The following is a 4,452-nucleotide window of genomic DNA, read 5'->3' as shown; positions in this document are numbered from 1 at the left end:
AACTCCTGGTAGACGCCCCGATCGACGTCGGCCAGGTGAACGGCGAAGTTGTGCAGTGTCGCGCTGAGTGCCATAGGTGCAGGAGCTTAACGGCGGTCCTGGCCCGGAGCGGAAGGGCCGTGCAAAGCGGCGGCGATGATCGCCGACGCGTCGGCGTGCAGAGCCTGTGCGGCGGTCTGCCCCGTCGCCGCCAGATAGGCGTCGACCAGTCTGTTGCCGACGGCATATCCGGCGCCGGTGGGCAACCCAACGGGGGTGGCGCCGAACCGCTCCGCGATCGCGTCGCCGTGCACCCACGCCGTGAAGTTCTGCATGCCGGTGACGCCGAGCCCGGACACGACCTTGGCGAACACCGCGTCGTCGCGCAGATGGGGCACGCCGATGCGGGCGTAGCCGAGTTCGTCGCCGTAGAGCTGCCGGGCGAACGCGTCGGCCAGCCCTTCGGAGACCACGTGCTCGCCGACCGTGACGGTGTCCGGGTCCCAGACGACCCCGCCCGGGCTGTAGCGCAGGTTGTGGTTGAGTTCGTGCACGACGGTCGCCTCCAGCCGCCGCACGTTCTCGGGGAAAGGCCACAGTGTGACCGCGATGTAGCCGGAGATCCCGCCGTTTCCGGTCACGCCGAGGCTGGGACCCGTGAAGTGGGCGTCGCCCGGATCGCCGAGCACGAGAAGCACGGTGATGTCGGGGACCTCCAGCTCCGGCAGCGCCGCCAGCTGCACCGCGACGGCAGCGTCCAGAGCGCGGCGAACCCGCTCCCATGCCCCGGCCGCCGCCAGCGTCTCGAGTGCGTCGAGGCAACGCCGCGCGTCACGGTCCAGGGGAAACCCGGACGAAAGGTGATGCATGGCCACCAAATCCACGTCGCCGGGGAAGTGCCGGTACATGCCCCTCATGGGTTCGAGCATCGTTTGCAGCAGGGCGACGCGATCCGCGGCTGGAGCCCGCAGGATCTCGCGCGTCGCCGAGTAGGTGTCGAGAACAGTGATCGTCATGTCCGGAGACACTGAACATCGTCGCACGGTCGGGGTCAACTCGATTATTCGTGCCTCTCCGAATGTCGTTGCCCCGGCTAGGATTCGGCGATGACACTTACTCGTGGCGACCTGGTGGGTTACGTCGAACGCGGCTTGGACGCCGATCTCGCGCGATGGTTTCCCGATCGGCCTCCGGTCGCCGTGCCGGAGCGGACCCGTCCCGTGGCGCCCTTCCTGGAACGGCTGGCCCCTGCCGACGCGGCGGCACTGGCGGCCTTCGATCGCCGGGTGCGCTCGGGACGGATGCCGCAATTCCTGGACATCTACTCGTGGTCATACGGATTCGACTTCGCGGCCAACAGCTGTGGGATCCTGGACTGCGACTACGAGACCGAACTCACCGACGACGACGTGTACTCCATCGGCGCCGACGGCGGTGGCAACCTGTACGTGGTGCTCACCACCGGGCAGATCGGAATCTGGTTCCACGAGGAGGAAGTCGTCGAGGACGGCACACGCTTCGACGGCCTCGATGTCTTCGTGTGGTCGGTCGTGCGGTACCACGCGGTGCGGGCCGGTGTTCTGGAGCGGGCCGCGGTCGAGGCGGACTTCCTGTCCCTCGGCCAGGACGGCGCGCTGGAGCCCGAACTCGGGTTGCTGCGCTCGATGGCATGAGCGCGCCCGCCGGGCGCGCTCAGTCCTCGCCTGCTCGCCGCTGGAACGGAAGGCGGGCGCGGAACGCGTCGCGCAGCCAGGGCGCACGGCGGTGGTGGGGGCGGCTGCGGTCGGCCCAGAGTGGATTGGACTCGTCGCGGCGGTAGACCGCGAGCTGGCCTGCGATGCGAAAGTGCAGTCGGTTGGCTCTGCCCACCACCTCGCCATCGGTGGCCAGCGCCTCCGGTGTGGGGAGTTGCACGAACAGTTCGGGTAACTGGCGCTCGCCGTAGACCTTGCTGTGGCCGATCGCCGCCAGCAGCAGCGCCAGCACCGCGCGGGTGCGCGACCAGCGCAGATCCGCGCGCAGCCAGCGGATGTCGAGCAGTCCGGCGTCGAGCCGGTCGCGGAAGGCGGGCACCGCGCCGTGCGGATGGTAAGGGCCGTTGCCGACGAACAGGAACCACACCCGCTGCCAGCGCCCGTCCAGGCAGATCTCGATCGGTTCGGCCCGGCGCAGGGTGACCACGAGGGCGGCGGCGAAGGCGGGCCATTTGCCCCATCGGGCCTGCCACTTCTCGCGCAGTTGCACCAGATCCGGATACGTGCCGAGACTGGCGGTGTTGATCAGGTGCCGGGTGCGTGAACCGGTCTCGTCCTCCATTTCGACGCCGGCGATGTCGACCGCGACCGCCTCGCCGACACCGGTGGCGTCGATCACCTCGCGCAGATCGTAGACGCCGAGGTCGCGGGCGAAATGGTTGAGCGTGCCGGTGGGAATGACGACCAGCGGCAGTTCGTGGTGCAGCGCGACCGCGGCCACGGCGGCCACCGTGCCGTCGCCGCCGGCGACGCCGACCGCCAGAACCGGTTCGCCGTGGTCGGCGATGGCCTGCTCCAGTTGTTCGGCACAGTCCAGATCGACCCGGGTGCGCAGGACGGTGGCGGCGGGCAGCGCCGCGACGACGTCGTCGGTGGGATCGTAGTTCGGATCGCCGGAGGCCGGATTCACCATGACCAGCAGTCCTTTGCCCTCCACCAGCGCGGGGACCTCGCGGACGGGGCGGGCTTGCGCCTCATCCGATTCGCGCACCGGCCACCAGCGCCGGGTTGCGAGTGCGACACCGGAACCCACGGCCGCTCCGACGAGCACATCGGAGCTCCAGTGCACGCCGGTGTGCACCCGCGAATAGGCGACGGTGGCTGCCAGCGGCGCGACAACCAATGCGGTACGGGGACTTTCCAGAGCCACCGCTGTGGCGAATGCCGCGGCGGTGGCACTGTGCCCGGAGGGGAAGGAAGAAGACTTCGGGGTAGGGGAGAGCCGCCGGTGCGCGGGTAGGAGTTCCGCTGCGGGGCGGCGCCGGGCGACGAGCGACTTGAGACCGACGTTGACGAGGAAACTGGCGCCCGCGACGGAGACCACGCCGCGCATCGCGGCGCGGCGCGGCGCGCCCTGCCTGGTGGCGAGCAGTGCGGCGAGAACCAGCCACAGCCTGCTGAAATCGGCGCTGCCGGTGATCCGTAACAGGCTGTGGTCGACCGCCGAGGCAGGCAGCTCGGCGACCGCGCCGCCGATCGCTCGATCGATCCGTCCGATGCCGTGGAACTTCCGGCGCACCCAACTGCTCACCCGCCCGAGACTACCGATCAGGGTGCCGCCGTCGCGAAGCGTGACGACGCACGACATTTCGCCGCCGAACCGGCCGGGCCTTCGCCACCGGACCGGGTGGGAAATCGTCGGACCGGGTAGTTGTCATGACGCCAGCCCCGAAAACCGGGCTTTTGCCAACAGCTCAGCGGTTGCCCGGTCAAAAGCGCGCTGCTGCAGGCGGTGCAGCGCAGCGAGTACGAAGTACATCTCGCCCATCCCATCGAATCGGAGGACGAGATCGGCTGCGTGAACGGATGGGCTCTGGCGCGCAACGGAACTCACGGTGACACTCGCGGACGTACCCAGATTCTGTTCAGCGCATCGATCCCGCGTGGCAGGTGGTCGACATCGGCAGTGTGATCAGATTCACGGAGGAAGCGTGCCCGCAGACGTCGCCGCACGAATCTGTCACTGAGCGAGAGCGGTGGTCGCGGTCCGGACGATTCCGTCCGGCCACCGCGGCACAGGCCGACCTGTGTCGCGGCGATCGGAGGGCCTTTATTCGCCCGTATCGGCTGGTCGGCGCTACCGAATGGCGGCGGGGATGAGGTGCCTGCGGGCGAACCGGCGGGCGTCTTCGTCGGTCTCCAGGGCGAAGTAGCTGTCCGGGATGAGCAGCAGGGTGAGGGAGAGGCGGGCGGCGATCTCGGCGGACGCGTCGGGATCGATGTCGCCCAGATCGTCGGCCCGGCGCAGCTGTTCGGCGAAGAACGCCCGCGCGGCGGTGAGAAGGGTCGCGCCGTAGGTGATGACGAAGGGCTGGCCGCCTTCGTCGGCGAGCAGGATGCGGTTGGTGAGCGGGTCGTCGCGCAGGGTGCGCAAGGCGATGGCGAAGCCTTCGGCGGCGCGGTCGCGGACGTCGGTGCAATCGGCGACGGCGGTGGTGATGCCGGACAGGACACGCTGCAACCATCTGGTCAGCGCGGTGGTGACCAGCAGGTCTTTGCTGGGAAAGGCCCGGTAGACGGTAGCGCGGTGCAGGCCGGCGCGGCGGGCGATGTGCTCCATCCGGACCCGATCGATGCCGTGGTCGCGAAACTCCGACAGGGCGGCGTCGAGGATCCGGGTGGCCTGCGAGTCGCCTTCGACGCCTGCGGTGAGTTGCTCGACGTCGAAGGCGGCGGTCGTCTGCCGGGCACTACGCATGAAGCTGATTCTGCCCGAGTG

General features: G+C 69.2%; 4 protein-coding genes. 1 reads left to right on the top strand and 3 read right to left on the bottom strand.

Annotation, left to right across the window (positions count from 1 at the left end):
- Positions 1-86: 86 nt before the first annotated feature.
- On the bottom strand, positions 87-995 hold the full coding sequence (locus ON27_RS29780) for a DUF2268 domain-containing putative Zn-dependent protease (protein WP_043735068.1): 909 nt from the start codon (positions 993-995) through the stop codon (positions 87-89).
- A 90-nt stretch (positions 996-1,085) separates the two neighbouring features.
- Between ON27_RS29780 and ON27_RS29775 the strand changes: the two genes are divergently transcribed.
- A complete protein-coding gene (locus ON27_RS29775; RefSeq protein ID WP_043735066.1) occupies positions 1,086-1,652 on the top strand; it encodes a hypothetical protein in 567 nt (188 codons plus the stop codon).
- A 19-nt stretch (positions 1,653-1,671) separates the two neighbouring features.
- On the opposite strand, the gene ON27_RS29770 is transcribed toward ON27_RS29775, so the two are convergent.
- Together ON27_RS29770 and ON27_RS29765 are read right to left on the bottom strand one after the other, a co-directional pair.
- Positions 1,672-3,264, bottom strand: coding sequence for a bifunctional phosphatase PAP2/diacylglycerol kinase family protein (locus ON27_RS29770; RefSeq protein ID WP_083887879.1), 1,593 nt, complete (start codon positions 3,262-3,264; stop codon positions 1,672-1,674).
- Between the two features lie 546 nt (positions 3,265-3,810).
- The coding region (locus ON27_RS29765) for a TetR/AcrR family transcriptional regulator (protein WP_051047107.1) at positions 3,811-4,452 on the bottom strand (642 nt) is incomplete at its 5' end.

The sequence above is a fragment of the Nocardia asiatica NBRC 100129 genome (assembly GCF_000308415.1).
GTDB lineage: Bacteria > Actinomycetota > Actinomycetes > Mycobacteriales > Mycobacteriaceae > Nocardia > Nocardia asiatica.
This window is presented reverse-complemented; position numbering and strand designations above follow the sequence as displayed.

What these genes read in the sequence shown, in the direction of transcription:
- ON27_RS29780 (WP_043735068.1), bottom strand. Translation starts at nt 995, where the DNA reads ATGACGATCACTGTTCTCGACACCTACTCGGCGACGCGCGAGATCCTG.
- ON27_RS29775 (WP_043735066.1), top strand. Translation starts at nt 1,086, where the DNA reads ATGACACTTACTCGTGGCGACCTGGTGGGTTACGTCGAACGCGGCTTG.